This is a genomic window from Streptomyces coeruleoprunus (assembly GCF_039542925.1).
Taxonomy (GTDB): Bacteria; Actinomycetota; Actinomycetes; order Streptomycetales; family Streptomycetaceae; genus Streptomyces; species Streptomyces coeruleoprunus.
Genome location: NZ_BAABIT010000001.1, coordinates 4,512,495 through 4,534,551, shown reverse-complemented (window position 1 = coordinate 4,534,551; position 22,057 = coordinate 4,512,495). Strand labels below are relative to the sequence as shown.

The 22,057-nt window shown below is 73.0% G+C and carries 24 protein-coding genes; 16 read left to right on the top strand and 8 right to left on the bottom strand.

The features are described from left to right. Positions 1-7: 7 nt before the first annotated feature. From ABEB09_RS20330 to hutU, 3 genes are all read right to left on the bottom strand, one after another. Complete coding sequence (locus ABEB09_RS20330) at positions 8-1,357, bottom strand: formimidoylglutamate deiminase (RefSeq protein ID WP_345691340.1); 1,350 nt, start codon at positions 1,355-1,357, stop codon at positions 8-10. After that, the gene (locus tag ABEB09_RS20325) at positions 1,348-2,544 is read right to left on the bottom strand and encodes an allantoate amidohydrolase (protein WP_345694007.1); all 1,197 of its coding nucleotides are present in this window, start codon (positions 2,542-2,544) and stop codon (positions 1,348-1,350) included. The genes ABEB09_RS20330 and ABEB09_RS20325 overlap by 10 nt, the downstream gene beginning before the upstream one ends. Before the next feature lie 65 nt (positions 2,545-2,609). Next, positions 2,610-4,274, bottom strand: a complete 1,665-nt coding sequence (hutU, locus tag ABEB09_RS20320; RefSeq protein ID WP_345691339.1) for a urocanate hydratase — start codon at positions 4,272-4,274, stop codon at positions 2,610-2,612. A gap of 102 nt (positions 4,275-4,376) precedes the next feature. On the opposite strand from hutU, the gene ABEB09_RS20315 reads away from it, so the two are divergent. From ABEB09_RS20315 to ABEB09_RS20295, 5 genes are all read left to right on the top strand, one after another. Beyond that, positions 4,377-5,702 carry a type III PLP-dependent enzyme domain-containing protein gene (locus ABEB09_RS20315; protein ID WP_345691338.1) on the top strand — a complete coding sequence of 442 codons (1,326 nt, stop codon included), beginning with the start codon at positions 4,377-4,379 and terminating at the stop codon, positions 5,700-5,702. Between the two features lie 161 nt (positions 5,703-5,863). Beyond that, positions 5,864-6,316, top strand: coding sequence for a hypothetical protein (locus tag ABEB09_RS20310; protein WP_345691337.1), 453 nt, complete (start codon positions 5,864-5,866; stop codon positions 6,314-6,316). Then, the gene (locus ABEB09_RS20305; RefSeq protein ID WP_345691336.1) at positions 6,316-7,110 is read left to right on the top strand and encodes a transcriptional regulator; all 795 of its coding nucleotides are present in this window, start codon (positions 6,316-6,318) and stop codon (positions 7,108-7,110) included. Before ABEB09_RS20310 ends, ABEB09_RS20305 begins: the two co-directional genes overlap by 1 nt. A gap of 10 nt (positions 7,111-7,120) precedes the next feature. Further along, positions 7,121-7,558 carry a roadblock/LC7 domain-containing protein gene (locus ABEB09_RS20300; RefSeq protein ID WP_345691335.1) on the top strand — a complete coding sequence of 146 codons (438 nt, stop codon included), beginning with the start codon at positions 7,121-7,123 and terminating at the stop codon, positions 7,556-7,558. A gap of 88 nt (positions 7,559-7,646) precedes the next feature. After that, entirely contained in the window at positions 7,647-8,018 is a 372-nt protein-coding gene (locus tag ABEB09_RS20295; protein WP_345691334.1) for a hypothetical protein, read from the top strand. 3 nt (positions 8,019-8,021) lie between these two features. On the opposite strand, the gene ABEB09_RS20290 is transcribed toward ABEB09_RS20295, so the two are convergent. After that, positions 8,022-8,591: a hypothetical protein gene (locus ABEB09_RS20290; protein ID WP_345691333.1), complete on the bottom strand. Its 570-nt coding sequence runs from the start codon at positions 8,589-8,591 to the stop codon at positions 8,022-8,024. A 226-nt stretch (positions 8,592-8,817) separates the two neighbouring features. Next, entirely contained in the window at positions 8,818-9,672 is an 855-nt protein-coding gene (locus ABEB09_RS20285) for a MurR/RpiR family transcriptional regulator (protein ID WP_345691332.1), read from the bottom strand. 140 nt (positions 9,673-9,812) lie between these two features. Here ABEB09_RS20285 and ABEB09_RS20280 point away from each other — a divergent pair, with 140 nt between their 5' ends. The 7 genes from ABEB09_RS20280 to ABEB09_RS20250 all read left to right on the top strand — a co-directional run bounded on the left by ABEB09_RS20280 (position 9,813) and on the right by ABEB09_RS20250 (position 14,700). Continuing rightward, positions 9,813-10,136, top strand: coding sequence for a hypothetical protein (locus tag ABEB09_RS20280; RefSeq protein WP_345691331.1), 324 nt, complete (start codon positions 9,813-9,815; stop codon positions 10,134-10,136). Positions 10,137-10,146: 10 nt separating this feature from the next. Then, positions 10,147-10,737 carry a hypothetical protein gene (locus tag ABEB09_RS20275; RefSeq protein ID WP_345691330.1) on the top strand — a complete coding sequence of 197 codons (591 nt, stop codon included), beginning with the start codon at positions 10,147-10,149 and terminating at the stop codon, positions 10,735-10,737. After that, positions 10,734-11,036: a hypothetical protein gene (locus ABEB09_RS20270; RefSeq protein ID WP_345691329.1), complete on the top strand. Its 303-nt coding sequence runs from the start codon at positions 10,734-10,736 to the stop codon at positions 11,034-11,036. Before ABEB09_RS20275 ends, ABEB09_RS20270 begins: the two co-directional genes overlap by 4 nt. Before the next feature lie 228 nt (positions 11,037-11,264). Continuing rightward, positions 11,265-11,699: a hypothetical protein gene (locus ABEB09_RS20265; protein ID WP_345691328.1), complete on the top strand. Its 435-nt coding sequence runs from the start codon at positions 11,265-11,267 to the stop codon at positions 11,697-11,699. A 77-nt stretch (positions 11,700-11,776) separates the two neighbouring features. Then, positions 11,777-13,195, top strand: coding sequence for a hypothetical protein (locus tag ABEB09_RS20260; protein WP_345691327.1), 1,419 nt, complete (start codon positions 11,777-11,779; stop codon positions 13,193-13,195). A gap of 29 nt (positions 13,196-13,224) precedes the next feature. Next, on the top strand, positions 13,225-13,836 hold the full coding sequence (locus tag ABEB09_RS20255; protein ID WP_345691326.1) for a hypothetical protein: 612 nt from the start codon (positions 13,225-13,227) through the stop codon (positions 13,834-13,836). 27 nt (positions 13,837-13,863) lie between these two features. After that, positions 13,864-14,700, top strand: coding sequence for a histidine kinase (locus ABEB09_RS20250; RefSeq protein WP_345691325.1), 837 nt, complete (start codon positions 13,864-13,866; stop codon positions 14,698-14,700). A 327-nt stretch (positions 14,701-15,027) separates the two neighbouring features. Here the strand turns inward: ABEB09_RS20250 and ABEB09_RS20245 are convergent, their stop codons facing one another. Continuing rightward, positions 15,028-16,413 (bottom strand): cystathionine beta-synthase, encoded by a 1,386-nt coding sequence (locus ABEB09_RS20245; protein WP_345694006.1) that lies wholly within the window; start codon positions 16,411-16,413, stop codon positions 15,028-15,030. Between the two features lie 133 nt (positions 16,414-16,546). Here ABEB09_RS20245 and ABEB09_RS20240 point away from each other — a divergent pair, with 133 nt between their 5' ends. The 3 genes from ABEB09_RS20240 (at position 16,547) to ABEB09_RS20230 (ending at position 20,294) form a co-directional block, all read left to right on the top strand. Further along, on the top strand, positions 16,547-17,539 hold the full coding sequence (locus ABEB09_RS20240; RefSeq protein WP_345691324.1) for an SGNH/GDSL hydrolase family protein: 993 nt from the start codon (positions 16,547-16,549) through the stop codon (positions 17,537-17,539). 374 nt (positions 17,540-17,913) lie between these two features. Further along, positions 17,914-19,134, top strand: a complete 1,221-nt coding sequence (locus tag ABEB09_RS20235; protein WP_345691323.1) for an acetyl-CoA C-acetyltransferase — start codon at positions 17,914-17,916, stop codon at positions 19,132-19,134. 227 nt (positions 19,135-19,361) lie between these two features. Continuing rightward, entirely contained in the window at positions 19,362-20,294 is a 933-nt protein-coding gene (locus tag ABEB09_RS20230) for a hypothetical protein (protein WP_425580054.1), read from the top strand. 23 nt (positions 20,295-20,317) lie between these two features. Here ABEB09_RS20230 and ABEB09_RS20225 read toward each other — a convergent pair whose 3' ends face one another. Further along, positions 20,318-20,674 carry a hypothetical protein gene (locus ABEB09_RS20225; RefSeq protein ID WP_345691322.1) on the bottom strand — a complete coding sequence of 119 codons (357 nt, stop codon included), beginning with the start codon at positions 20,672-20,674 and terminating at the stop codon, positions 20,318-20,320. 99 nt (positions 20,675-20,773) lie between these two features. Between ABEB09_RS20225 and ABEB09_RS20220 the strand changes: the two genes are divergently transcribed. Continuing rightward, on the top strand, positions 20,774-21,004 hold the full coding sequence (locus ABEB09_RS20220) for a DUF4287 domain-containing protein (protein WP_345691321.1): 231 nt from the start codon (positions 20,774-20,776) through the stop codon (positions 21,002-21,004). Between the two features lie 77 nt (positions 21,005-21,081). Here ABEB09_RS20220 and ABEB09_RS20215 read toward each other — a convergent pair whose 3' ends face one another. Continuing rightward, positions 21,082-21,960: a Bax inhibitor-1/YccA family protein gene (locus ABEB09_RS20215; protein WP_345691320.1), complete on the bottom strand. Its 879-nt coding sequence runs from the start codon at positions 21,958-21,960 to the stop codon at positions 21,082-21,084. Positions 21,961-22,057 lie beyond the last annotated feature (97 nt).

The window sequence follows — 22,057 nt, the reverse complement described above, 5'->3', positions numbered from 1 at the left end:
GCCTCCTTCAGTCGTGCAGCAGCGCGGCGATCGAGTCCGTCAGCGCCCGGGGGACGTCCGGGACCAGGGCGTGGACCCCGTCCCGTACGACATGGCGGCCGCCCACGACCGTGTGGCGGACATCTGCCGCCGACGCGGCGAATACCGCTGTCTCGGCTGCCAGACGCGGCGGCGGCCCCGCTGTCCTGACGCTGTCGAGGGCGACGGTCGTGAAGTCGGCCAGGGCGCCCGGCTCCAGGCGGCCCGCGTCGTGCCAGGCGAGCGCGGCGTGGCCGTCGGCGGTGGCCGCCCGCAGCAGGGCGGCGGCCGTCCAGTGGCCGCGGGTGCGGGTGCGCAGCCGCTCGTCCAGCTCCATCGCGCGCGCCTCCTCCAGGAGGTCGATCACGGCGTGGCTGTCGGACCCCAGCGACAGGGGGCTGCCGGCGCGCTGGAGGGCGACGGCGGGGCCGATGCCGTCCGCGAGGTCGCGTTCGGTCGTCGGGCACATGCAGGTGCCGGTCGCCGAGCCGCCGAGCAGCGCGATGTCCTCGTCGGTGAGGTGGGTGGCGTGGACGGCCGTGGTGCGGTCGCCCAGGGCGCCGTGGTCCGCGAGCAGGCGGGTCGGGGTGCGGCCGTGGGCCGCGAGGCACGCCTCGTTCTCCGCGGGCTGCTCCGAGAGGTGGACGTGCAGGGGAGCCCGCCGGTCCCGGGCCCAGTCGGCCACGGTGGCGAGCTGGTCCGCGGGCACGGCGCGCACGGAGTGGATGGCCGCCCCGATCCGTACGTGGTCGCGGCCGGCGTCCTCGAGCGCGGACACGCGCTCGGCCCAGTCCTGCGCGGTGCCGTCGGAGAAGCGCCGCTGGTGCTCGTTCGGGGGCTCGCCGAAGCCGGCCGACAGATAGGCGGTGTCGAGGAGCGTGATGCGGATGCCCGCCTCGGCGGCGGCCGCGATCAGCGCCTCGCCCATCGCGTTGGGGTCGGCGTAGGGGGTGCCGCCGGGGGCGTGGTGGAGGTAGTGGAACTCGCCGACGGCCGTGATGCCCGCGAGGGCCATCTCGGCGTACACGGCCCGCGCGAGCGCGTGGTACGTGTCGGGGGTGAGCCGGGAGGCCACCTGGTACATGGTGTCGCGCCAGGTCCAGAAGGTGCCGGAGCCGACCTGGACCGTGCCGCGCAGGGCCCGGTGGAAGGCGTGGCTGTGCGCGTTGGCCAGGCCCGGCAGGGTGAGGCCGCGCAGGACCGTCGCGCCCGGCGGCGGGGCGGCCACGCCGGTGCGGACGGCGGTGAGGCGGTCGCCGGTCACCTCCAGGGCCGCGCCGGAGGCGACCGTCCCGTCCGCGAGCCAGGCGTGTTCCGCCCAGTACGTCGTCACCTGCACGCCAGGCCCTCCAGTACGTCGGCCAGTGCCTCCACGCCCGCCACGCAGTCGTCCTCGGCCGCGAACTCGGCCGGGGAGTGCGAGACGCCCGTGGGGTTCCGTACGAACAGCATCGCCGTCGGGACGGACCCGGACAGGATGCCCGCGTCGTGCCCCGCGCCCGTGCCGAGCACGGGGACCGGCCGCTCGCCGCCGAGGATCTTGCCCAGTTCGTCGCGCAGGGCGTGCTCGAACTCGACGACGGGCGTGAACGACTCGCGTACGACCGCGAGGTCGACGCCCTGGCGGGCGGCGGCCTCCCGGGCGGCGGCCTCGACGGCGGCCGTCACCGTGTCGAGGGTCGCCTGGTCGGCGGCCCGCGAGTCGAGCCAGCCGCGCACCAGGGACGGGATGGCGTTGACGCCGTTGGGCTCGACCGCGATCTTGCCGAAGGTGGCGACGGCGCCCGCCAGTTCCGCCTCGCGGCGGGCGGCGAGCACGGTCTCGGCGTACGACAGCATCGGGTCGTGGCGGTCGACGAGCCGGGTGGTGCCGGCGTGGTTGGCCTCGCCCCGGAAGTCGTACCGCCAGCGGCCGTGCGGCCAGATGGCGGAGGCGATGCCGACGGGGTCGCCGGTCAGGTCGAGGGCGCGGCCCTGCTCGACGTGGAGTTCGACGAACGCGCCGATGCGGGCGAGCCGTTCCGGGTCGGGGCCGATGGCGGACGGGTCGTAGCCGGCCGCCTCCATGGCCTGCGGCAGGCTGATCCCGTCGCCGTCGCGCAGCTCGTACGCGGCCTCGCGGGTCAGCTGCCCGGCGGTGAGCCGGGAGCCGACGCAGGCGAGGCCGAACCGGGCGCCCTCCTCGTCGCCGAAGTTGACGATCGCCAGCGGCCGGGTGGGCGTGGCGCCGCGGGCGCGGAGTTCGTCGAGCGCGGCGAAGGACGACACGACGCCGAGGGGGCCGTCGAAGGCGCCGCCGTCGGGCACGGAGTCCAGGTGGGAGCCGGTGACGACGGCGTCACCGGCGGCGGGGTCGCCGAGCCAGGCCCACTGGTTGCCGTTGCGGTCGGTCTCGTAGGCGAGGCCGCGGGCCTCGGCCTGTTCCTGGAACCAGGTGCGGCAGTCGGCGTCGGCCCCGGTCCAGGCGTACCGGCGGTAGCCCTTGGACCGGGCGTCGCGCCCGATGGGCCGCAACGCGTCCCACATCTCGTGGAACGAGGCGCCCGCCGACGGCGCGGAACGACTGCCCGCAGCGGGACGGTCCGCCGGGCTCACGCCTGCTCACCCTCCCGCATCGGGACGCGGACGCCGCGGTCGTGCGCGACCGACTCCGCGATGTCGTAGCCGGCGTCGACGTGCCGGATGACGCCCATGCCCGGGTCGTTCGTCAGGACGCGGCGGATCTTCTCGCCGCCCAGCTTCGTGCCGTCGGCGACGGTCACCTGGCCGGCGTGGATGGAGCGGCCCATGCCGACGCCGCCGCCGTGGTGGAGGGAGACCCAGGACGCGCCGGAGGCGACGTTGACCATGGCGTTGAGGAGCGGCCAGTCGGCGATGGCGTCGGAGCCGTCGAGCATGGCCTCGGTCTCGCGGTACGGGGAGGCGACGGAGCCGCAGTCGAGGTGGTCGCGGCCGATGGCGAGCGGTGCGGCCAGTTCGCCGGAGGCCACCATGTCGTTGAAGCGCTCGCCGGCGCGGTCGCGCTCGCCGTAGCCGAGCCAGCAGATACGGGCGGGCAGGCCCTGGAAGTGGACGCGCTCGCCGGCCATCTTGATCCAGCGGGCCAGGGACTCGTTCTCCGGGAACAGGTCGAGGATGGCCTTGTCGGTCTTGGCGATGTCCGACGCCTCGCCGGAGAGGGCGGCCCAGCGGAAGGGGCCCTTGCCCTCGCAGAAGAGGGGGCGGATGTAGGCGGGGACGAAGCCGGGGAAGGCGAACGCCCGGTCGTATCCGGCGAGCTGGGCCTCGCCGCGGATGGAGTTGCCGTAGTCGAAGACCTCGGCGCCCGCGTCCATGAAGCCGACCATGGCCTCGACGTGCTTCGCCATGGACTCGCGGGCCCGGGTGGTGAAGCCGGCCGGGTCCTTGGCGGCCGCGTCGGCCATGTCCTCGAAGGCGACGCCCACGGGCAGGTAGGACAGCGGGTCGTGCGCGGAGGTCTGGTCGGTGACGATGTCGATGGGCGCGCCCATCGCGAGCAGCTGCGGGACCAGCTCGGCGGCGTTGCCGAGGACGCCGATGGAGAGCGGGCGGCGGGCGTCGCGGGCCTCGACCGCCAGCTGGAGCGCGTGGTCGAGGGAGTCGGCCTTCACGTCGAGGTAGCGGTGCTCGATGCGGCGCTCGATGGCGCGCGGGTCGCAGTCGACGCAGATCGCGACGCCGTCGTTCATGGTGACGGCGAGGGGCTGGGCGCCGCCCATACCGCCGAGGCCGGCGGTCAGGGTGATGGTCCCGGCGAGGGTGCCGTTGAACTTCTTCGCGGCGACGGCGGCGAACGTCTCGTACGTGCCCTGGAGGATGCCCTGGGTGCCGATGTAGATCCACGACCCGGCGGTCATCTGGCCGTACATGGTGAGGCCGAGGGCCTCCAGGCGGCGGAACTCCTCCCAGTTCGCCCAGTCGCCGACCAGGTTCGAGTTGGCGATCAGGACGCGCGGGGCCCACTCGTGGGTCTGCATGACGCCGACGGGGCGGCCGGACTGGACGAGCATCGTCTCGTCCTGCTTGAGGGTGCGCAGGGTGCGGACCATGGCGTCGAAGGAGCGCCAGTCGCGGGCGGCCTTGCCGGTGCCGCCGTAGACGACGAGCTTGTCGGGGTGCTCGGCGACCTCGGGGTCGAGGTTGTTCTGCAGCATCCGCAGGGCGGCTTCCTGCTGCCATCCCAGGGCGCTCAGTTCCGTACCGCGCGGGGCTCGGACGGGGCGGGGTCCTGACATGGAATGCCTCCTTGGGATGTGAGTGGGTTATTCACATCCTGCTGCACTGAATAGATGTAGTCAACAGCTGCGGCCCCCGACACTCGATGCTTGGCTTGAGCCATGGCTTCAGACCGTCGTGATCAGGCCGTACGGGCAGCCGTCGAACAGGCGCTGCTCTCCGACTCCGAACCCGTCGTCGCCCTCCTCGACATCGCCGGCATCCGGGCCTCCGCCGCCGCCCTGCGGGCCGCCTTCGCGGCCGTGGCCCGGCCCCCGGCCCGCGTCCTGCACGCCTTCGCCGTCAAGGCGGCCCCGCTCGTGCCCGTCCTGCGCCTGCTGCACCGGGAGGGCCTGGGCGCCGAGGTCGCCAGCCCCGGCGAGCTGGCCCTGGCCCGCGCCGCGCGCGTGCGCGCCGACCGGACCGTCCTCGACTCCCCCGCCAAGACGCCCGCCGAACTGCGCGAGGCCCTCGCGCTCGGGATCGCCGTGAACGCGGACAACGCCCAGGAGCTGGACCGGATCGACGCCCTCCTCTCCACCCTCCGCACCACCTCGCCGATCGGCCTGCGTGTCAACGCCCAGGTGGGCGGCGGCACCATCGGCGCCCTGTCGACGGCGACGGCCACGTCCAAGTTCGGCGTGGCGCTGCGCGACGAAGGGGCCCGGCAGTGGGTCGTCCGCGCCTTCGTGGAGCGCCCGTGGCTGACCCGGCTGCACACCCACTCCGGTTCGCAGGGCATGCCGCTCGCGCTGCTGGTGGCGGGGGTGCGGGAGGTGTACGACCTGGCGGAGGAGATCAACGCGGCCGTCGGCCGCCGCCAGGTCGACACGATCGACATCGGCGGCGGGCTGCCGGTGAACTTCGCCTCCGACGAGGAGACCCCGACGTACGAGGAGTACGCGCGGCTGCTGGCGGCCGAGGTGCCGGGGCTGTTCGACGGGCGGTACGGGCTCGTGACCGAGTTCGGCCGGTCGCTGCTCGCCAAGCACGGGACGGTGCTGGCGCGCGTGGAGTACACCAAGACGTCCGGGGCGCGGCCCATCGCCGTCACGCACGCGGGCGTCCAGGTGGCGACGAGGACCGTGTACGACCCGGCGTCCTGGCCGCTGCGCATCGCCGCGTACGACGCGAAGGGGCTGCCGAGGACGGGCCCGGCCGTCGACCAGGACGTGGCGGGGCCCGCCTGCTTCGCGGGCGACCTGCTGGCGGTCCAGCGTCCGCTGCCGCTGCTCGCGCAGGGCGACATCGTGGCGGCACTCGACACCGGCGCGTACTACTTCGCGCACCACTACGCGTACAACTCGCTGCCGCGGCCCGGGGTGTACGGCTTCGTGGTGCGGCCCGACGGGGCGGTCCGCTTCGCCACCGTACGGCCGCCCCAGCGCGTGGCCGAGATCGTGGCCGAGTCGGGCGGGGACCAGCGGGACGCGCTGCTGCTGGAGTGACGGTGGTGCGGGGCGCGGCAGGAGTGCCGTGACGGCGGACCCTACCGCGCCAGGGGCACGTTCCACGGGAAAATGCCAGAAGTCCCTCCCCCGAGCGCGACGTTGCGTAACGTCTCCGTCACCGACGCACCTGTGCCACGTGCCTGGGGAGGGGAGCCCGCGTGCCCGGAATCGACGAGTGCCTGCTGGAGGCGATGACCCTGCCGGGTGCGCGCGGGGCGGCCCTCGTCGACTGGACCAGCGGCCTCGCCCTCGGCGTGGTGGGCGACTCGCCGGTCGGCGACCACGAGCGCGGCGCGGCGGAGGCGGCGGAACTGGCGCGCGCGGCGGCAGAGTACGAGACGTTCGCGGCGGCGCCCGACGCCTGCGGCGCACCGGGGGCGTCCCCTGTCCCCTGTGGCTCACCGGAGGCGTCCCCCACCGCCTCCGGTGAGCCGCAGGCTCTTGTCGAGGACGTGATCGTCGCGTCCGCGAGCGGCTATCACGTCCTGCGGTTCGTCGTGACGAACTTCGACAGCAGCGTCTTCCTCCACCTCTGGCTGGACCGCGCCACGGGGAACCTCGCCCTCGCGCGGTTGCGGCTGGCGGACCTCGCGCGGCGGCTGGTGCTCTGATGGCCGCCGTCATCTCGCCGATGCTGCGGCGCCTCGCGCTGGAGCGGGCCACGGGGGCCCTGTTACGGGAGCACGGGACGCTGTATCTGGCGGACGGCCAGGTGGTGCACGCCGAGAGCCGGGTCGCCCCGGGGCCGGAGGTGCTGCTGGGGCCGAACGCGCTTCCTGGGCGGACGGCCGACGGCAGGGCCGCCGACGGCAGGACGGGCGACGGCAGCGTGGGGCGCGGGCGGCCGCGTCGCGTCGGTGCCGGCGAGTGGGAGATCTGCCGGCTGGGCGCCTTCTACGACGCCGCGTTCTTCGCACTGGCGCCCGGCAGTGGCCCCGCCCGCTTCCGGTATGGCGAGCAGGCGGCCGGCACGGCCGTACCCGGTGCGCCGCCGGCCTTACGGCCGGTGCCCGCCGCCGACGTGGAACGCGAGACGCTGCGCCGCCGCACGCTGCTGGACCGCGTCTGGCCCCATCCGGCCGTCGACACGGCGCCCGTGGTGCCCCGGCCCGTCGCACCCGGCCGGACGGTCACCGCCCGGGGCCGCGCCCTGCTGGCCCGCGCCGACGGTGTCCGTACCCCCGCACAACTGGCCGTGGAGCTGCGCCGGCCGGCCTTCCACACCGTCCTCGAGGTGCGCCGCCTGGCCGCCGCCGGGCTCGTCGAGACCCCACCGTCCCCCGCGCCGGTCCCGGCCCCCGTCCCCGCGGAACGCCCGCCGCCGTTCTCCCCGGCCCTCACGGCCGACGCCCCCGACCTCGCCCTGCTGCGCAGGGTCCGTGACGCTCTGGAGGCACTCCCGTGACCACCCGCTCATGAGGCGCGCCCTGCGCGGGCGCGCCGGGAGGAGAAACCTGCCGACCGCCGCACCGTACGTGCTCGGTGAGCTGCGACGGCTGCGGGCGACGCTGCCCGGGCTCACCGGGGCGCTCGTGGCCGGCACGGAGGGCGTCGTCCTCGCCCAGGACACGCCGGACGTCGAGCCCGAGGGCGCTGCGGCCCTGACGGCCACGGCGCTGGGCGTCGCCGCCCGGCTGGGCGAGGCCACCGGGCGCGGCGCGTTCCGGGAGCTGCTGGTCCGGGGCGAGCACGGCTACGTCGCGGCGTACGCGGCGGGCGGCGCGGCCGTCCTGACCCTGCTCGCCGAGCCCCGCGTGAACGTCGGCCGGCTCCACCTGGAGGGCCGCCGGTCCGGCGCCCTGATCGGTGAGCTGGTGGACGGAGCGCTGGAACGCCCGGACGCCCGGCCCTAGACGAACTCGCCCGCCCCGAAGACACCCGACGGACGCACGACCACCCCGAGAAACAACGACCGGACCACCATCGGAAGGAAACACCCTCATGGCCAACGCGGAGACGGCGCTCAAGGAGACGATGACGATCGACGGAGCCCTGGGCGCCGCTCTCGTCGACTACACCAGCGGTATGGCGCTCGGCACCATCGGCGGCGGCAAGGACCTCGACCTGACGGTCGCCGCCGCCGGGAACACCGACGTGGTGCGGGCCAAGGTCCGCACGATGGAGATGCTGGGCCTCAAGGACGAGATCGAGGACATCCTGATCACACTGGGCGGCCAGTACCACCTGATCCGGCTGCTCAAGGGGCGCGGCGCCAGTGGGCTGTTCCTGTACCTGGCGCTCGACAAGGGCCGGGCGAACCTGGCGATGGCCCGCCACCAGCTGAAGAAGGTCGAGTCGGACCTGGAGGTGTGAGGGTCAGCGGCGCCGCCGCGCCCCGCCGGGTGCGGCGTCGCCCGCGGCGATGCCCGTCGCGCGGTAGGCGGTGACGGCCTTGCCGGCCGGGCCGCCGGCGGAGGCCAGGTGGTCCACGGACACCCACAGCAGCCGGTCATCGGCGGTCTGCCGGTGGCCGAGCCACAGGGCCTTCAGCCGGAGTCCCGCGCCCGTGCCCGCCACGAGCAGCCCGCCCGCGGCGGGCAGCGCGAGCGACGAGACCACGGCGGCCGGGAACGCCAGGAGCAGCCACCAGCGGTGGGCGCGCCGCCAGTTCCGTACCGTCACGGCCCGGTCCTGGAGTATGTCGGCGCGTCCGGCCCGCACGGCGTCGGCGGCCAGCCGCGTGTAGCGGCCGCGCCGCGCGAGGGCGACCCCGGCGGCGGCCAGCAGGAACAGCGCGGCCCCGGCGAGCAGCCCGATGCGCCGCCCGCTCAGCCCCGGCAGCAGCACTCCCACGGCGGCCCCGCACAGCCCCGCCCACCACAGGGGCGCCGCCCCGGCCCGCACCACCACGTCCACCCTCGCCAGCGCCCGCCCACCACGCGCCACGTCCGCCCTCCCGGCTCACTCGTCGTCCTCGGCCTGCGGGGCCGCAGGGTAGCCACGATCCGTGAGAAACACGTGAGAAACGACGCAACACCCACGCGGGCCGCCACCGACGTCAGCGGACGGCAGGGCCGAATTCAGGGGGCGGAGCCCCGGGTCACGGGAAGGGGCGGGTAGGGGCATGCTCCGCCGGACGCCGCCGTCGGCCACGCGGGCATGCCCGTGCGCGCTATTCGACGAACAGCCCCCGTGCCGCTGCCTTCACGTCGAATTCCTCCAGGCGGGCCTGGGCGTCGGGGAGGCCGTCGCACATGGCCTCCAGCAGTACGCGGCCGAGCAGCATGGGTGCGCAGGCGGTGTCGAAGGCGAGCCCCGTGCCGACCGCGCCGGGCAGCAGCAGGTCGCTGTGGCGGGCCACCGGGGCGAACGCGGAGTCGGCGACCGTGACGACGGTCAGCCCGGCCGACCGGGCGTGCGCCAGGGCGTCGACCACCTCGCGCGGGTGCCGGGGCAGGGCGAAGCACAGCAGCACGGTGGCTCCGGCCCGTACCGCGCCGTCGATGCGGTCGGCGAGCATCGTGCCCGCCTCGTCGAGGAGCCGGACGTCGGGGTGGACCTTGGCGGCGAAGTACGCGAACCCCCGGGCCTGCGCCGCGGCGGCCCGCAGTCCCAGCACCAGCAGGGGGCGGGACGTGGCGAGCAGCCGCCCGGCGCGCTCGACGGGCTCGGGGTCGGCGAGCAGGTCGGCGAGGTGGCGCAGGTTCTCGATCTCGGCGTGGACGGCCTGCTGGTACTCGTTGAGCGTCCCGTCCTCGGCCGGGGCGCGCTCGGCGACGGGTTCGGCGGCGGGCGCCATGTCACGCAGATGCTTGCGCAGCGCCGGATAGCCGTCGAAGCCGAGCGCCACGGCGAAGCGCGTGACGGACGGCTGGCTGACTCCGGCCAGTTCGGCCAGCTCCACGCTGGACAGGAAGGGCACGTCGGCGGCGCGCCGCACCATCCAGTGGGCGATGCGCCGCTGGGTAGGCGTCAGCCGGTGCCCTTCGAAGAGCGCCTGGAGCCGTGCGCCAGGGCTGTCGCTCATGCTGGTCCCCTTCTCCTCCTGCGTCGTATTCAGCGTCCCACGTCCCTGCATGCACTTATGCAGCCGGGGGCGGAACCGGGGTCCCGGCTGAGTAGCCGCACTCATGTGCGGGCGGACGGGTGCCGCCTAGCCTCCCTCCCATGATCACCACCACGCGCCCGCCGTCCGCGCCCCGCACCCTCCGGCACGGCCCGCGGGTCGAGGCGTGCGCCCGCCGGGCGCTGACCCTGGGCGCGCTGTCGTTCCTCGTCCCGGCGCTGGGCCTCTTCGCCGTGGGCCACGGCCTGTCGGCACTGCGCCAGCTGCGGCGCGCGGAGCGCTTCGCCGGGCAGGGGACCTGGGCCCCGTCGCCCGCACGCGCACGGGCCAGGGCCGGGGCGTATCTGGGCGCGCTGACGCTCGCGGGGCAGGTGGGGACCGTGGTGGCCTTCTTCGCGCTGCTCGCCGCCGCGGGCCCGGTATAGGGAGGCACCGATGCTGGAGAAGCCCCGCACCCTGATCGCCCTGACACTCCTCGCCGTGCTGCTGCTGATCGCCGTCCCGCCGGCCGCGCTGCGCCTCTGGAACGGCGAGCCGTACCCGCCGGCGCGCCCGGACGCGGTCGCCGCGCGGCTCAAGGACCGCTCGCGGACGGTGTACGACGCCTTCGGCCTGCCGGCGGGCACGCCCGTGCGGACCCACCGCGTCGACTCGTACGGCTGCGCCTACCGGGGGCTGCGGAGCCTCGCCCACATCGACGGCACGCGGGTCGACGTCAGAAGGTTCTCCGTGCGCTGGGAGGTGCCGGCCGTGCCCGAGGACACCGCCCGCGCGGCACTGCGGCGGCTGCGCGAGCGACTGGCGGCCGGGGGCTGGAGCGTCACCCAGGACCTCTCGCGGGAGGGCGCCGGATCGACGTCGCTGAGCCTGACGTTCCAGCGGCCGGGGGACGAGGACTCGATCCACGTGGCTTGGTACGACACGACCACCACGCTGTTCGTGAGCGTGTACGGCTCGGGCTGCGGCGAACTGCCCGCCGGCTTCGACGAGTACGCGTGGGAGGCGGCGCAATGGAGGATCCGTTGACACCGCCCCGGACCGGCCGGTTCGCGCTGGTGACGGGTGTCGGCGCCGTGGTGTGCCTCGCCTGCCCATTCCTGCCGGACGTCGTCCCGCCCCTCCTGCGCTTCATGCCGCTCTGGGGGACCCTGCCCCTCGGGCTCTCGGCCGTCGTCTCCGGTCTCGTCACCCTGCGCTCGATGCGGGACGATCCGCGGGCCGACCGTCGCCCGGCCCGCGCGGGCCTCGCGCTCGGGGCGGCCGTGAGCACGGTCTGCGTCGGCATGGTCGTGTGGGGTTTGTGGGCGCTGAGGGCCTATTGGTGACGCGGGAGCCGCCCTTTGGCACACTGCTTGCGCAGTCGAAACCGATATCGGCGGAACCGCAACAGCCTTTCCGGTCGTCCCTGACCGGTGCAGTACGTCGAACTAGAATGCGACTGCAAACACGATCATGACAGCGGACGCACGGCTGTCCGCGGTCGGCCGGGGCACTCCGCACAGCGACCCGGGGCCGGCCGGCGTGGCCGCCAGTGGGAGCGGGGGTAGCACACCGTGGGGTTCGATCAGGAGTGGGCCCAGATGCGGGCCGAGGGAGCAGGGCTGCGGGAGACGTCGATGCGGCTCAACCAGCTCCCCGCGGACCAGGGCGGATCCGGGGGCGGCAGCACACCCAACCTGGCGTCTTCACCGGCCCAGAAGAAGGCGGCCGCCAACACCATCGAGACCGAACTCGTCCCCGACACCAAGAAGGCCACGGACTTCGCCGACGAGGCGACGAAGAGCGCCGTCGGCGCGTTCAAGGGCTGGAAGACGGCCGGCGGGCTGAAGACCGTCCAGGAGACCTGGGACAAGCAGGTCAAGACGCTGCTCGGCCGGCTCGACCGGGAGAAGGGGGCCCTGCGGGCCACTGTCACCACGCTGTCCGGGGTCGACCTGGAGCGCAAGCAGCGCATCGGAAGCGTGAAGTCGAACATCGACGCCTACTGAGCCGTCGCCACCTGGTTCACAGCCCGCCCGACACCCCCTTCCGGTAGGGACACAGCATGCTGACTTACCACGAAGTCATGACGACCGACTTCGGGCCGCTCAACACCGCCGCCGACAAGTGGCAGAAGATGGCGGACGAGATCCACAAGGTGGAACTCCGCTACCGCGACAGCGTCCAGAAGATAACCATGGGCCCGAACTGGCAGGGCCTCAGCGCGGAGGCCGCCGGCGCGAACTTCGCCGGGACGCGCTACGAGTACGCGGCCGCCCAGACCCAGGCCAAGGCCACCGCGACCCTGCTGCGCAACGCCCACCAGCAGTTCGTCGAGCTGAAGAAGCGCCTGGAGAACGCCCGCAACGAGGCCGTCAAGGCCGGGATGCGGGTGAGCGAGGAGGGCAACGTCGCCTACGACACCTCCAAGCTCTCGGCGGGCGAGCTCAACGCCCTCCACCACGACCCGGACTACAGCAGGAAGGTCCGGGAGAGCGAGCAGTCCTGGGCCGACGCCATCAAGGCGTGCGTCAAGGCCGTCGACGACGCCGACAAGGACCTGAAGAAGGACCTGGAGGCCGTCGTCAAGGACGCCGGCGGCAAGAACGGCGACGCCACGGGCACCAGCGGGTTCAACGCCGACGCCGGCAAGGTCGCCGACGCGGACAACAAGCAGAAGCAAGAGCGCATGGAGCTCAACTCGCTCACGATGCGCGACAACGAGACCCTGGACGACTACATCCGGCGCCTCCAGCAGTCGGGTGTGGAGAAGCTCACCGGCAGCAAGCACCTCGGGGAGCTGTACGCGGCCGTACAGAAGGGCACGCTCACCGCCGCCGGGTTCGCGGCCGCGCTGGGCATGACCGTGAAGGGCTCGTACAAGCTGTACAAGGCCCTGAAGACGGGCAAGGACGTCGCGGCGCCCGGCACCTTCCTCGCCAACTTCGTCAACAACCGCCTTCCCGCCGCGCCCGGCACCCTGCTCAGCCGTGTGCCCCCCGGCATGATCACCGCCATCACCGGGTCGGACGAGGCGGCGATGTTCGGCGGGTACATGAAGAACGGCGTCTTCCGCATGCCGGCGGCGTCCGAGGCCAACCTCGTCAGGGTCGCCCAGAACGGCGGCCTGGCGAACGCGGCGAAGGCCGCCGGATGGCTTCGTGGCGCAGGCGTCGTCGGCGGTGTCGCGACGACCGCGTACGGCGTGGCCAACCTCGCCACGTACGACCTGGACATGATCAAGGCAAAGCCCGACAAGTTCGCCACCGACCTCACCGGTACGGCTTTCAGCGCCTCCACGACCGCCCTCATGGTGGCGCCCAACCCGGTCACCCTGGGTCTGGCCGTCGGCACCGGCATCGCCTACGGCGGTGCGCTGATCTGGGAGAACCGCGAGGCCATCGGCAACGCGGCGGAGAAGGCCGGCGACTGGATCGGTGACAAGGCCTCGGACCTGGGGGGCGGCCTGAAGAAGGTCGGCAGCGCCCTCAACCCGTTCGACTGACGAGGCCCCTTCGACCGACGAGGGAAGACATGCACACCACCATCACCCCGTTCACGCTCACCCACTGGAAGGAGCGGAGGAGGGGCGAACCCACCCAGTGGGGCTGGCAGGGGACGTCCCCTGAGTTCGGCGACATCCGGGTCGTCCACCCGGCCGCGCCGCACCGCCGCGAGCGGGTCGTCACGGAGGTGCGGGGCGGCCTGATCCCCACGGGCACCTTCGAGGCGCGGGGGATCCACACGGAGGGCATGTCCAGGCCGTCCCTGAACCGGGCGACCCTCCGCCTGGGGGACGGCCTCGTGCAGCTGAGCCGCAACAGGTGGGCACTGACCCACGGGGGCCGCTCGCTGCGCATGAGGTACCTGGGGGACGACTACCGGCTCACCGCGATCGACCGGAAGAGCTACACGCTCTCCCGGATCGCCGACGGCGAGGATCCGGGAGTCGTCCTCACCGTGCGGCAGTCGGGCCGCGGCAAGAGCAAGCGGATGACGGTGCAGGCGGCGGGCCGCGTCCTGCACGCCGACATCGCCCTCGCGGCGCTCTTCGCCGGCGTCGACCGGTCCGTCCTCACCCGGCGGGGCGCCGTCCGCGCGGGTTTCTCCAGAATCTTCGACCTCTGGGCCGAGTCCCAGTACTGACCGCTGTGCCTACCAAGTGAGTGAGATATGCCTTCGTTCGACGTCTCCCGCTCCCGCTTCCGGCTGGCGGACGAGCATGTGATCGTGCTGTCCGAGCTGGCCGCGGGGGAGGACTTGCCCGATGAGTTCGCGGCGGCCAGGAAGGAACTGGTGGAGTGCGGCCTGATCACCCGGGCCGGCAAGCTGTCCCATCTGCTGCTGCCCCTGATGAAGACGGTCCTGTCGCCGGTCGTGGTCCTCTCCCTGGAGGCGGCCGGCCGGCAGGGCAAGCTGCACCACGGCATGATGATCGGCCAGGACCACGTCGTCGCGCACGAGATGTGGCCGGGCTCGGCCGAGGCCGAGTACGCGCTCGTCGAGCCGAAGATGCTGGTCTGGAAGCTCGCCGACATGGTGAACCTCCAGCAGGCGCCCGGCGTCCGGGAGCCGGCGCTCTCCGTCGTCGAGACCACCGTCGGGACGGTCGAGGCGGGCCTCTCCGCCCTGGCGACCCTGCCGCAGTCCGCCGACCAGGACCGTGAGCACGTCCAGCGGGCCCTCGCGGCCCCCGGCACCCTCGCCGAGCCCGCGCTGACGCTGCTCGCCGAGCTGATCGTCGAACTGCGCTCCAGCTGGCGCATGACCGCGGCCTGGCAGGGACGGTACGAGGGCCAGGACGACGTGCGGAGCCGCGGCTTCGCCGTCTGGGACTGCGGGCCGCTCGGCTACTGGCTGCGCGAACTCCCGGCGGAGCCGGTGTCCGAGGAGCGGATCACGGACGACAGCCCGTTCCGGCTGGTCCGCGTGGAGCCCAAGGCGATCTGGACGAGCATCACGGACCTGCTCCCCACCGAGGAAGAGATCCGCCGCGCCGAGGCCCACTGAGGTCGTGTCCGCAAAGTCCCGCCTGCCTGGAGGCGTCTGGCACGCACGATTGCGCGGGGACCGCCGCACCCCCGTTGCCGGGGGGCGGGACGACGGCGGTCCCCGCGAGGGACACGGGCCCGGGTCAGGGCCGGTCTCCGCGTCCGGCGGCGCACTGGGAGGTCCGGGAGCCGCTCCGGAAGTCCGTGACGCCGACAACTCCAAGGTGCCGCACCCGTGTTAAGCGAGTGCTGCCACCACATGACACCCTCGTACCGTTTCGGCGACGCGACCGTTCCCGGTCGTGGGCCGCCGTTCCGCGCGGCGGAACGGCGGCCGCCCGCGCCCCTACTTCGCGTCGCGGGCCAGGAAGGCCAGGAGGTCCTGGCGGCTCACCACGCCCGTGGGCTTGCCCTCGACGAGGACGATCGCCGCGTCCGCCCGCCCCAGCACCGACATCAGGTCCTCGACCGGCTCACCCGAGCCGACCTGCGGCAGCGGCGCGCTCATGTGCTTCTCCAGCGGGTCGTTGAGGGACGCGCGCTGCGCGAACAGCGCCTCCAGCAGCTCCCGCTCGACGACCGACCCGACGATCTCGGCGGCCATCACGTCCGGGTGCCCGGCGCCCGGCTTCACGATCGGCATCTGGGAGACGCCGTACTCGCGCAGCACCTCGATCGCCTCGCCGACCGTCTCCTCCGGGTGCATGTGCACCAGCTTCGGGATGTCGCCCTCCTTGTGGCGCAGCACGTCGCCCACGCGGGCGGACGGGCCGGCGTCCTCCAGGAAGCCGTAGTCGGCCATCCACTCGTCGTTGAAGATCTTCGACAGGTAGCCGCGGCCGCTGTCCGGCAGCAGGACGACGACGACGTCGTCCGGGCCCAGGCCCTCGGCGACGCGCAGCGCCGCGACGACCGCCATGCCGCAGGAGCCGCCGACGAGCAGGCCCTCCTCCTTGGCGAGGCGGCGCGTCATCTGGAAGGAGTCCTTGTCGGACACGGCGACGATCTCGTCCGTCACGTTCTGGTCGTACGCCGTCGGCCAGAAGTCCTCACCGACGCCCTCGACCAGGTACGGACGCCCCGAGCCGCCGGAGTAGACCGAGCCCTCGGGGTCGGCGCCGACGATCCTGACCTTGCCGCCGCTGACCTCCTTCAGGTAGCGGCCGGTGCCGGTGATGGTGCCGCCGGTGCCGACGCCCGCGACGAAGTGGGTGATCTTCCCGTCCGTCTGGTCCCACAGCTCGGGACCGGTGGTCTCGTAGTGCGAGCGGGGGTTGTTCGGGTTCGAGTACTGGTCCGGCTTCCAGGCCCCGGGCGTCTCGCGGACCAGCCGGTCGGAGACGTTGTAGTACGAGTCCGGGTGCTCCGGAGCGACGGCCGTCGGGCAGACGACGACCTCGGCGCCGTACGCGCGCAGCACATTGATCTTGTCCGTCGACACCTTGTCGGGGCAGACGAAGATGCACTTGTAGCCCTTCTGCTGGGCCACGATCGCCAGCCCGACGCCCGTGTTGCCGGACGTCGGCTCGACGATGGTGCCGCCGGGCTTGAGCTCCCCGCTCTGCTCGGCCGCTTCGATCATGCGCAGCGCGATGCGGTCCTTCACCGAACCGCCGGGGTTGAAGTACTCGACCTTGGCCAGGACGGTCGCCTGAAGGCCCGCGGTCACACTGTTGAGCTTCACCAGCGGGGTATTGCCGACGAGGCTGATCATCGAGTCGTGGAATTGCACCGTATTCTCCGGGGTCTCCGTAGTAGTCATGCCAGCGTATGCGGAGAGCAGGCGTAGCCGGAGGCGGTTCCGGGGCAGTTAGGTCTCAGAACGGCCCGAGAGGGCCCGGAGCCCGGAGGAGGTGGCTGCCCGCATGTCGAGGGCGAGGGTGGCACGGCGGATCGCCGCGGGCGCGGCGTACGGGGGCGGCGGCATCGGCCTGCTGGGCGTCGCGGCGGTCGGGGTGCTGCTGGCGGAGGTGCAGCTGGCGAAGCGTTCCGTGGGCGGCGGGGTGGCCCCGCTGCCGCCGTGCGCGGACGGGCTGTACGGCCGGGCCTTCGACGGCGTGCCCCTGCGGCTCGCCCTCCTGGGTGATTCCACGGCGGCGGGTCAGGGCGTGCGGCGCGCCGGCCAGACGCCGGGCGCGCTGCTCGCGTCGGGCCTCGCGGAGGTGGCCGAGCGCTCGGTGGAGCTGCGGAACGTGGCCCTGCCCGGGGCGCGCTCCGACGACCTGGAGCGGCAGGTCACGCTGCTGCTCGCGCACCCCGGGCGGGTCCCGGACGTCTGCGTGATCATGATCGGCGCGAACGACGTGACGCACCGGATGTCCGCCACCCAGTCGGTGCGCTACCTGTCGGAGACGGTCCGGCGGCTGCGGGACGCGGGTTCGCAGGTGGTGGTGGGGACGTGCCCGGACCTGGGCACGATCGAGCCGGTGTACCAGCCGCTGCGCTGGTTCGCGCGGCGGCTGTCGCGCCAGCTGGCGGCGGCGCAGACCATCGTGGTCGTGGAGCAGGGCGGCAGCACGGTGTCGCTGGGCGACCTGCTGGGTCCGGAGTTCGCGGCGAACCCGCGGGAGATGTTCGGCGCGGACAACTACCACCCGTCGGCGGAGGGCTACGCGACCGCGGCGATGGCGGTGCTGCCGACGGTGTGCGCGGTGCTGGGGGTGTGGCCCGAGCCGGAGCGGCTGGAGGCGGAGCGCCACGAGGGCATGCTGCCGGTGGCACAGGCGGCCGCGGAGGCGGCGGAGGAGGCCGGCACCGAGGTCACGGGCGTACGGGCGCCGTGGGCCCTCCTGAAACACCGCAGACGCCGCCGCCTCGTCACCCCGGCCCCGGAGCCCACCGAGCCCCCGGCCTTGTAGGGGCTCGGCACCCAAGGGCTCCGCCCCCGGACCCCCGTATCGCGCCTTCGGCGCTCGTCCTCAAACGCCGGACGGGCTGATTTCAGCCCCTCCGGCCCCGTAACCTCGGGCGGAAAATCAGCCCCTCCGGCGTTTGAGGAGCGGGGGTTCGGGGGCGGAGCCCCCGATTTCGGGAAGGGGCGGGGTGGGGAAAAGAACCGCCGGACTACACGGCACCACCGTGGGCAGGCGTTCCGGAGGCCAAGGATCGGCGACGCCGATCAGTGAGCGTGCGCTTAGAAATGCGTCCGGGGTCACACCCACAGAGCGGTGACCCGGGCGCTACGCAGGGGTAACTTCCCTCTCAGTCCACCGACAGACACCCTGGAGCCGTGATGCCCGAAGCCGTGATCGTCTCTGCCGCCCGCTCCCCCATCGGCCGGGCCTTCAAGGGCTCCCTCAAGGACCTGCGGCCCGACGACCTGACCGCGACGATCATCCAGGCCGCCCTCGCCAAGGTCCCCGGGCTGGACCCGCGCGACATCGACGACCTGATGCTGGGCTGCGGTCTGCCCGGCGGCGAGCAGGGCAACAACCTGGGCCGTATCGTCGCCGTGCAGATGGGCATGGACCACCTGCCGGGCTGCACGATCACCCGCTACTGCTCCTCCTCGCTCCAGACGTCCCGTATGGCGATGCACGCCATCAAGGCGGGCGAGGGCGACGTCTTCATCTCCGCGGGCGTCGAGATGGTCTCGCGGTTCGTGAAGGGCAACTCCGACACCCTGCCGGACACGCACAACCCGCTCTTCGCCGAGGCCGAGGCCCGCACGGCGGCCCGCGCCGAGCAGGAGGGCACGGACTGGCACGACCCGCGCGAGGACGGCCTGGTCCCCGACGCGTACATCGCGATGGGCCAGACCGCCGAGAACCTGGCGCGCCTCAAGGGCGTCACGCGCGAGGAGATGGACGAGTTCGGCGTACGGTCCCAGAACCTCGCCGAGCAGGCCATCAAGAACGGCTTCTGGGAGCGCGAGATCACCCCGGTGACCCTCCCGGACGGCACCGTGGTCAGCAAGGACGACGGGCCGCGCGCGGGCGTCACCATGGAGGGCGTCGCGGGCCTCAAGCCGGTGTTCCGCCCCGACGGCCGGGTCACCGCGGGCAACTGCTGCCCGCTCAACGACGGCGCCGCCGCCCTGGTGATCATGTCCGACACGAAGGCGCGGGAGCTGGGCCTGACCCCGCTCGCCCGGATCGTCTCCACCGGCGTCTCCGGCCTCTCCCCCGAGATCATGGGCCTCGGCCCGGTCGAGGCCAGCAAGCAGGCGCTGCGGCGCGCGGGCCTGACGATGAGCGACATCGACCTGGTCGAGATCAACGAGGCGTTCGCCGCCCAGGTGATCCCCTCCTACAAGGACCTGGGCATCCCGCTCGACAAGCTGAACGTCAACGGTGGCGCCATCGCCGTCGGCCACCCCTTCGGCATGACCGGCGCCCGGATCACCGGCACGCTGATCAACAGCCTGCAGTTCCACGACAAGCAGTTCGGCCTGGAGACGATGTGCGTGGGCGGCGGTCAGGGCATGGCGATGGTGATCGAGCGCCTGTCCTGACGGGTCCCGCGCCAACCGCGTCGCGTCCCAGCCGTGACCGAATCTCCCCCAGGATGTGACCTATCTCCCGGGGGAGATTCGTTTATGCAGGTCACCGCCGTGGGAGCGGGAAACATCGGGCCCAAAGACCTGTCCATTTCGTGACGTAATGCACTGACACCGGGGCCACAGCCACGACAAGCTGATGTAGGAAGTGCGGGGGATCGATTGAAACCGGGAGTAAGTCAGTGAGCGCCATGTCTCTCGCCCTGCTGCTGACCACGGCCACCGCCACGGCCGTGGGCGCCGCTGCCCTGCACGCCGTTCACGGGCTGCGCAAGCAGATCACCGCCCTGCGCACGGACCTCGCCGCCTCCCTCACCGGCGGCCAGGCCCCGGCGGTCCCGCACGCCCGCGGCACCGAGGACTCCGGCGACGCCGCCGCCGCGGCCGCTTCGGCGGCTTCGACGGCGGACGAGATACGCGCCGCCGTCGCCGAGGCGCTGGCCGAGGAGCGGGAGCGCGAGCTGGCCGAGGCGCGGGCGTTCTGGGCCGCGCAGGAGGCCCGTGACGCCGCCGACGCCCCCGGCTCCCTGCTGGCGGGCGGCGGCCCTCTGGGCGCCGACGACGGCCCGTACTTCGTGCCGCGCCAGGCGGACTTCGCCGGTCTGGAGGCGCTGGAGGCGCTGGACCTCGACGCGGACTACGCCGACGGGCTCGACGCCCTCGCGGACCTGGCCGAGCTGCCCGACCTCGCGGAGCCGGCGGGCGCGGGCGAGTACGAGTACGCCGAGGACTCCCCCGAGCTGGCCGCGGCCCGCCGCCGCCACCCCTCGCACCCCGACTTCGTGCCGGTCCAGACGCCCGTCGTCACGGACCACGAGCGCACGGTGGCGCGCCTGGAGGAACTGGCCGCCTCCCGTACGGCGCTCACCGACGTGCGCCCCGGCCCGCTCGGCACGCTGGACGTCTACGTCTTCGCCGACGGCACCACGCTGTGCATGACGCCCGGCCACCGGGAGACCGCCGAGCGGCTCGCCGCGGCCCTGCGCGGCGGCGCCACGCCCGTCCTGCTGGGCGGCTCGGGCGTCTCCGGGGCGTACGCCCTGACGTTCTCCTGCGGCGACGACACCGACGACAACGTGTACATCCTCGCCGACCGGGTCATCGCCTCGCTCTGACCGGCTTCCGGGCTCACCCCGGGCTACAGCGCCGCCGTGGCGGCCGCCTCCTGTACGAGTGCCACGGCCTCGTCCAGCTCCGCGCGGAGCGCCTCCTGACGCGAGGCGTCGTCCCGGGAGCCGGCCGAGGCCGTCTTCCACGCCTCCACGAAATCCGTTCCGGCCACCAGCAGCTGGTCCGCGACCGTGAACACACCGGCGTCCGGCATGGTCACCGGCGGCTTCCCGGGGGCCTCCATGCGCTGTGCCCGCAGGGCCAACTCCCGTGCCGCGCCCAGCCCTTGGGCGGCCGCGCCGCGCTGGAGGCGGCTCTGCGGGGCGGCCCGCAGACGGTCCGCGAAGCGTTCGACGGCCTGGGTGAGTTCAGTCGTATCGTGCACGCCGCGACCCTATGCGCCGTGACGGCACTGTTGCCAACGGGCGAACGCTCAGGCACCGTGACGTGAAGGAGCACACGCGCGGAGCGTCCGGAGGCGCCGATGTCCCAAGTCTTCTCCGAAGAGACCCATCGAAATCTGCTCTCCCGAATTCCCCACTGCACCGGTCGTGAAGTGTCCGACTGGCTTCGCACCGTCGAGGAAGGACCCTCCCTCGTCCGCTTCGAGGAGAAGGTCAGCTGGCTCCGGAGCGAATACGACCTCGCGTACGGACACGCCAAAGCGATCATCCACGAGTACGACCTGAGGCGTGCGGCGCGCAAGCTGCTCTAGCGAAAGGAAACCCCGGCGGAAACGACGGAGGGCCCGTCCGGCGGTGTGCCGGACGGGCCCTCCTCGCCGTACGGGGATCAGTCCTCGCCGGCGAAGATCTGCACCAGGCGCAGGAACTCCATGTAGATCCACACGAGCGTCATGGTCAGACCGAAGGCGGCCAGCCACGACTCCTCACGCGGGGCACCGTAGGTGATGCCGTCCTCGACCTGCTTGAAGTCCAGGGCCAGGAAGCACGCGCCGAGGATGATGCCGATGATGCCGAACATGATCCCGAGGCCGCCGCTGCGGAAGCCCAGGCCGTCACCGCCGCCGAACACGGCGAACAGCATGTTCACCGCCATCAGCAGCACGAAGCCGATCGCGGCCGCCATCACGAAGCCGTAGAAACGGCGCGTGACGCGGATCCAGCGCATCTTGTAGGCGATGAGCACACCGGCGAAGACCGACATCGTGCCGAGCACCGCCTGCGGGACCGCGCCCGCCGTCACGTACGTGGTGACGGCGCTGGAGATCACGCCGAGGAAAACGCCCTCGAAGGCCGCGTACGCGAGGATCAGCGCGGGCGACGCCTTGCGCTTGAACGACTGGATCATCGCGAAGACGAAGGCCACCAGGGCCGCGCCGATGGCGATGCCGTACGACTTGCCCAGGTTCGCCGGGTCGACCGGCAGCAGGAACCAGGCGAGAGCCGCCGTGACGAAGACCGTGCCGAGCGTGATGGCGGTGCGCGACACCACGTCGTCGATGGTCATGACGCCGGTGCGGGCGGGGGCCTGCGTCGGCGCGCCCAGCTGGCCGTCCTGCTGGGCGTAGGGGTTGGTGGCGTACGGATTCGTCGCGTACGGGTTGGTTCCAGCGGCGGGGCCCCCGGCCTGCTGCTGCGCGTTGAAGCCCGCGTAGCCGTTGTCGCGGCTGAACCCCCGTCGCGAGAAGACCGGGTTGCTGCTCCTCATCTCACTCCTCCATGGCCGCCGTGCGCGGCCTTGGGACCAGCGTAATGGGGAAGCAAAAGAAACACCCTAGTGCTCGGGGAGGATCTTTCTCTCATTC

Excerpts from the sequence above, each read along its gene's own strand:
- hutU (WP_345691339.1), bottom strand. The coding sequence starts at position 4,274 with ATGTCAGGACCCCGCCCCGTCCGAGCCCCGCGCGGTACGGAACTGAGC.
- ABEB09_RS20305 (WP_345691336.1), top strand. The coding sequence starts at position 6,316 with ATGGCCGCCGTCATCTCGCCGATGCTGCGGCGCCTCGCGCTGGAGCGG.
- ABEB09_RS20295 (WP_345691334.1), top strand. The coding sequence starts at position 7,647 with ATGGCCAACGCGGAGACGGCGCTCAAGGAGACGATGACGATCGACGGA.
- ABEB09_RS20250 (WP_345691325.1), top strand. The coding sequence starts at position 13,864 with ATGCCTTCGTTCGACGTCTCCCGCTCCCGCTTCCGGCTGGCGGACGAG.
- ABEB09_RS20300 (WP_345691335.1), top strand. The coding sequence starts at position 7,121 with ATGAGGCGCGCCCTGCGCGGGCGCGCCGGGAGGAGAAACCTGCCGACC.
- ABEB09_RS20235 (WP_345691323.1), top strand. The coding sequence starts at position 17,914 with ATGCCCGAAGCCGTGATCGTCTCTGCCGCCCGCTCCCCCATCGGCCGG.
- ABEB09_RS20255 (WP_345691326.1), top strand. The coding sequence starts at position 13,225 with ATGCACACCACCATCACCCCGTTCACGCTCACCCACTGGAAGGAGCGG.
- ABEB09_RS20240 (WP_345691324.1), top strand. The coding sequence starts at position 16,547 with ATGTCGAGGGCGAGGGTGGCACGGCGGATCGCCGCGGGCGCGGCGTAC.
- ABEB09_RS20220 (WP_345691321.1), top strand. The coding sequence starts at position 20,774 with ATGTCCCAAGTCTTCTCCGAAGAGACCCATCGAAATCTGCTCTCCCGA.
- ABEB09_RS20275 (WP_345691330.1), top strand. The coding sequence starts at position 10,147 with ATGCTGGAGAAGCCCCGCACCCTGATCGCCCTGACACTCCTCGCCGTG.
- ABEB09_RS20325 (WP_345694007.1), bottom strand. The coding sequence starts at position 2,544 with ATGTGGGACGCGTTGCGGCCCATCGGGCGCGACGCCCGGTCCAAGGGC.
- ABEB09_RS20285 (WP_345691332.1), bottom strand. The coding sequence starts at position 9,672 with ATGAGCGACAGCCCTGGCGCACGGCTCCAGGCGCTCTTCGAAGGGCAC.
- ABEB09_RS20215 (WP_345691320.1), bottom strand. The coding sequence starts at position 21,960 with ATGAGGAGCAGCAACCCGGTCTTCTCGCGACGGGGGTTCAGCCGCGAC.
- ABEB09_RS20280 (WP_345691331.1), top strand. The coding sequence starts at position 9,813 with ATGATCACCACCACGCGCCCGCCGTCCGCGCCCCGCACCCTCCGGCAC.
- ABEB09_RS20315 (WP_345691338.1), top strand. The coding sequence starts at position 4,377 with ATGGCTTCAGACCGTCGTGATCAGGCCGTACGGGCAGCCGTCGAACAG.
- ABEB09_RS20260 (WP_345691327.1), top strand. The coding sequence starts at position 11,777 with ATGACGACCGACTTCGGGCCGCTCAACACCGCCGCCGACAAGTGGCAG.